Annotated in this window: 7 protein-coding genes and 1 pseudogene; all 8 read left to right on the forward strand. The window is 69.0% G+C overall.

Annotation, left to right across the window (positions count from 1 at the left end):
* The coding region (locus ACFQEU_RS11475; protein WP_379782245.1) for a phosphopantothenoylcysteine decarboxylase domain-containing protein at positions 1 to 876 on the forward strand (876 nt) is incomplete at its 5' end.
* Positions 877 to 1,015: 139 nt separating this feature from the next.
* Complete coding sequence (locus ACFQEU_RS11480; RefSeq protein WP_379782256.1) at positions 1,016 to 2,203, forward strand: monovalent cation/H+ antiporter subunit E; 1,188 nt, start codon at positions 1,016 to 1,018, stop codon at positions 2,201 to 2,203.
* Positions 2,200 to 2,505, forward strand: a complete 306-nt coding sequence (locus tag ACFQEU_RS11485; protein WP_379782247.1) for a cation:proton antiporter — start codon at positions 2,200 to 2,202, stop codon at positions 2,503 to 2,505. Before ACFQEU_RS11480 ends, ACFQEU_RS11485 begins: the two co-directional genes overlap by 4 nt.
* Positions 2,505 to 2,831 carry a monovalent cation/H(+) antiporter subunit G gene (gene mnhG, locus ACFQEU_RS11490; protein ID WP_379782258.1) on the forward strand — a complete coding sequence of 109 codons (327 nt, stop codon included), beginning with the start codon at positions 2,505 to 2,507 and terminating at the stop codon, positions 2,829 to 2,831. The genes ACFQEU_RS11485 and mnhG overlap by 1 nt, the downstream gene beginning before the upstream one ends.
* Positions 2,828 to 3,424 (forward strand): DUF4040 domain-containing protein, encoded by a 597-nt coding sequence (locus tag ACFQEU_RS11495; RefSeq protein ID WP_379782250.1) that lies wholly within the window; start codon positions 2,828 to 2,830, stop codon positions 3,422 to 3,424. Before mnhG ends, ACFQEU_RS11495 begins: the two co-directional genes overlap by 4 nt.
* Positions 3,421 to 4,050, forward strand: a complete 630-nt coding sequence (locus tag ACFQEU_RS11500) for an MnhB domain-containing protein (RefSeq protein ID WP_379782252.1) — start codon at positions 3,421 to 3,423, stop codon at positions 4,048 to 4,050. The genes ACFQEU_RS11495 and ACFQEU_RS11500 overlap by 4 nt, the downstream gene beginning before the upstream one ends.
* The gene (locus ACFQEU_RS11505) at positions 4,047 to 4,619 is read left to right on the forward strand and encodes a cation:proton antiporter subunit C (protein ID WP_379782254.1); all 573 of its coding nucleotides are present in this window, start codon (positions 4,047 to 4,049) and stop codon (positions 4,617 to 4,619) included. Before ACFQEU_RS11500 ends, ACFQEU_RS11505 begins: the two co-directional genes overlap by 4 nt.
* Positions 4,612 to 4,801: pseudogene (locus ACFQEU_RS11510) on the forward strand (monovalent cation/H+ antiporter subunit D family protein); the annotation flags it as partial. The gene ACFQEU_RS11505 and the pseudogene ACFQEU_RS11510, both read left to right, overlap by 8 nt.

Below are 4,801 nucleotides of genomic sequence, written 5' to 3' on the forward strand. Positions count from 1 at the left end.
GTCGACGACACGCCCGTCACCACCTGCGCGACGACCGCGCTCGGCGCAGGCGTCCCGGTGGTGATGGCCCCGGCGATGCACGAGCCGATGTACGACCATCCCGGTGTGCTCGCCGCGCTCGACACGCTGGAGGCGTGGGGAGTGACGTTCGCGGACCCCCGGATCGAGGAGGGGAAAGCGAAGATCGCGGCGGAGGCGGAGATCGTCACGGAGGTCGCCCGGGCGACGACCCCGGACACGCTTTCGGGACGGCACGTCGTCGTCACCGCGGGCGCGACGAAAGAGCGGATCGACCCGATCCGGATCCTCACGAACCGGGCGTCGGGCAAGACCGGACGGGCGGTCGCCCGCGCCTGCTACGTCCGCGGGGCGAGCGTGACGCTCGTGCACGACGGCGACGAGGTGCCGTACGCCGACGTGGTTCGGGTCGAGACCGCCGACGAGATGATCGACGCCTGTCGGGCGGCGGCGGTGACCGCGGACGCCCTGGTGTCGGCCGCGGCCATCTCGGATTTCACGGCGGACGCCGTAGAAGAGAAGATCCGGTCCGGATCTCCCCTCTCGGTCGACCTCCGGCCAACGCCCAAGCTGTTGGATTCGGTCCGCGCGGAGCACCCCGACCTCCCGCTCGTCGGGTTCAAAGCCGAGACCGACGGCGACGACGCGGCGATGGTCGCGGAAGCGGAGCGGATCCGCGACCGCGTCGACTTGGCGTTCGTCGTCGCCAACGACGCGAGCGTGATGGGCGAGGACCGCACGCGCGTCCTGCTCGTCGGCGGACCCGACTCGACTCCGGAGGAAGCGACGGGCACGAAAGACGCCGTCGCCGGACGGATCGCCGACCGGTTGGGCGAGGCACTCGGCGTGATCGAATGATCAGCACGAACCACGTCCGGACACGGGTTTCAGGGACATGGAAGCCGACAGCGCCGGGACGGATACAAACTGTTTTGAGTCGGTAGAATCACCCGTCGGGTAGACATCACTATGTGTAGACAGCGACCCATCACCGACGCTGCCGGAGGTGACGGGGGTGGCTGACGACGACGCCGAACCCCCGGGCCGCTCGATCGTCGTTCCCGTAGAACCTACCTCCACGCTTCGATCGACGGTCGCATACGTCGCGGAGACGGCGAAGAACGACGGGTTCGACACGGTCCACTTCGTCGTGCTCGCCTCGTGGCGGCGCGACGACCCCGAAACCGCCGCGCGGGAGGCGGACGCCGAACGCGTCCTGGAGAAGGCGTCTGCGTGGGCGACTGCCGACCTCGCGGAGGCGGACGCGGCGGACATCGGCGTCGTCACGGCCATCGTCGGCGACGAGGAGTACCTGTTCGGCCCCGGCGACTACGCCCGCGAGCTCGTCGCCTACGCCGACGAGCACAGGGGCGAAGCCGTGATCCTCGATCCGGAGTACACCCCCGTCGGCAACACCACGCTGCTCCAGCCGCTGGAGTTCGAGCTCTCACATACGTCGCTCGCTGTGCGGAAGGCTCCCGTGGCCCGCCCCACCCGCCGGGAGCGGCTGCGCCGGGAGGCGACCGGCCGCCGGTTCGCGGCGCTGTTCTCGACCTCATTGGTCTTTTATTTCGTCCTCGGCGACCCGCTGTACTGGTTCGACTGGCTGACCGGCGTCGCGAGCGCGACGATCGTCGCCATCACCCTCTCGCGGGTCAGTATCGATACCGAGCCGTCGATCCCACGAACGCCGCTACGGATGCTCCGCGGACTCGTGTACGTCCCCGTCCTGCTGGTCGAGATCATCCGGTCGAACCTCATCGTCGCTCGCGTCATCCTCGATCCGCGGCTGCCGATCGACCCGACGCTGAACCGCGTGCGGGTGCTCGTCGGCAGCGGACTCCCGTTGATGACGCTCGCGAACTCGATCACGCTGACGCCGGGAACGCTCACCGTTCGGGCCCGTGACGGCGATCTCTACGTCCACTCGCTCATCCCGTGGGCCCGCGACGGCCTGTTCGACGGCTCCCTGGAGCGGTGGACCCGGTTCATCTACTACGGCCGGGAGGCCGCGCGGCTCCCCACGCCCCGCGAGCGTGACGACGTGGCGATATTCCAAGGCCCGGACGCGACCGAACCGCTCCCGATCGCCCGCGCTGACGGCGGAGCAGTCAGCGACGTCGACGATAGCGAGACGGACGCTGGAGACGACGAAGCGGCCGGGGACGAGGTGACCGACGAATGAGCCTCGTCGACGCGACGCTCGTCGCCGGCTACACCGTGAGCGACTTCCTGCTCGCGGCCGCCGCCGGATTCGTCGTCCTCGCGATCGGGATGCTCTACCGCGCGGTGAAGGGGCCGACGATGCAGGACCGTGTGCTCGCGGTCAACGTGCTCGGCACCAACACGGTCGTCATCCTCGCGATGCTCGGAGCTGCGCTTTCGGAGCCGACGTTCCTCGACATCGCGCTGATCTACGCGCTCCTCAACTTCCTGATGGCGGTCGCCATCTCGAAGTTCACCGTCGAACGGGGTGGTGTGCTGTGATCGAGACGCTCGAACCGGCGCGGATCGGGCTCGTCGTCCTGTTCGTGGTCGTCGGGCTCTTCTTCACGTTCGTCTCGATGACGGGCGTGATCCGCCTACCGGACGTGTACTCGCGGGCACACACCGCCTCACAGGCCGACACGCTGGGTGCGGGATTCGCGCTCGCCGCCGTCGCGCTCGTGATCGGCTGGGAGGGTGCGGGGTTCAAATCCGTCATCCTGCTGTTTTTCATCTTCGTAACGAACCCGACGGCGGCTCACGCGATCGCCCGGGCCGCCTTCGAGGAGGGGATCGTGCCGTGGACGGAGGGTGACGAGCGCCGATGAGCGGTTCCGTTCCCCTCGTCGCCGCCGGCTCCGCTCCACAGCCCGTTATCGCGCAGATCACGGCGATCGAGGCGAGCCTGTTCGTCTTCGTGGTCGTCACGGCGATCGTTACGGCGCTCGCGCGGGACGTGCTCGCGGCCGTGATCGTGTTCGGGGCGTACAGCCTCGGGATGGCGGCGCTGTACACGTTCTACCGCGCGCCCGACGTGGCGATGACGGAGGCCGCGATCTCCGCCGGCGTCACGACCGTCCTCCTGTTAGTGACGCTCGCGAAGACGACACGGATCGACCACGAGGTCGCCTTCGAGTCGGTGAACCTCCCCGCGGCCGGCGCGGCCGGCCTGCTGTTCGTCGGAATGGTGCTGACGATGGCGGAGATCCCCGCCGTCGGCGACCCCGACGCGCCCGCGTGGAGCAACGTCGACGTCACGCAGTGGTACATCGCCGAGACGTACGCGGAGACCGGCGTCGAGAACGCCGTGATGGCCGTACTGGCCGCGTTCCGTGGGTTCGACACGTTCGGCGAGGCGGTCGTCGTGTTCGCCGCCGGGATCGCCGTCCTCGTCGTCCTGCGGCGGGAGGTGTTCGCATGAGCGACCGGGCGGACGACATCGACAGCGACGTCGCCGATGTCGGCGACGACGCGCCGACTCGCACCGATCGGCTCGACTCGACGACACGACAGGGTTCCCCGTACACGGAGAGCCAGGTGATCATGCCGACGGTGAAGATCGTCGCCCCGTTCGCGTTCACCTACGGGCTGTTCGTCACCTTCCACGGCGGCGGCTCGCCCGGCGGCGGGTTCCAGGGCGGCGCGATCATGGCGGCGGTCGTGTTCATGATCGCGTTCGCGTTCGGCATCGAGGCGACCCGCGAGTGGCTCGCGAACACGGTGGTCGTCGGCCTCGCGGTCGGCGGGACGCTCGTGTTCGCCGGGATCGGGCTCCTCACGATGACGCAGGGCGGCGCGTTCCTCCAGTACGAGCTGCTCCCGGTGCCGCTGTCGCGGATCGACCGCGTGACCTACGGTATGGAGGCCGTGGAGATCCTCGGCATCGCGTCCATCGTCAGCGGCGTGCTGATGGGGCTGTTCTTCCTGCTCGCGCGGGGGTTCGCCGGCAGCGGCGACGGCGACTCCGATGCCGACGCCGCCGCTGCCGACGGCGAGAGGCATCTCGACGACCGGACGGCCCGGACCGACGGGGGTGACGACCGATGACGCTCGTCTCCATCGTCGAAGCGGCCGTGGGGTCGACCGTCGTGGGGTCGACCGTCGTGGAATCGACCGTCGTGGGAACGGCGAGCGTCCTCGACGTGCTCGCGACGCGTCACGCGTACGTCGTGTTCGCGCTGCTGTTGTGTATCGGGCTGTACATGATGATCGCCAACGAGAACCTGATCAAGAAGATAATCGGACTCAACCTGTTCCAGACGGCGATCTTCCTGTTGTTCGTCGTCTCGGCATACGTCGAGGGGGGCGCGATCCCGATCATCCCCGCGGGGACAGCGCAGGGCGCGGCGTACGTCAGCCCGCTCCCACACGTGATCGTGCTCACGGCCATCGTCGTCGGGGTGAGCCTCACCGCCGTCGGGCTCGCTCTGTGTATCCGGATCTACGACGAGTACGGCACGCTTCGCGTCGACACCCTCCGGAGTCTGATGCGGGATGAGGGGTCGCTGCCGCGTCGTCCCGGGACCGCCGTGACGGCCGAAGATGTCGCTCGCGCCGACGGAAGCGGTCCCGTGGACGAGGAGGCCGCCGCCGACCGGGGTGATACCGATGAGTGAGCTGGTCCCGATGGCCGAGCTGCTCCTGCCGCTCGCGGTCGTCGTTCCCATCGTGGCGGCGACGCTCCCGCTGGCGCTCGGTCTCCGATACGACGACGTCGGGTGGCCCGTCGCCGCCGTCACGAGCCTCGTGCTCGTCGGTATCGCCGGCGCGGTGGCAGTCGCGACGTACACGGGCGGCC

The organism is Halorubrum tibetense (assembly GCF_042661865.1).
Taxonomy (GTDB): Archaea; Halobacteriota; Halobacteria; order Halobacteriales; family Haloferacaceae; genus Halorubrum; species Halorubrum tibetense.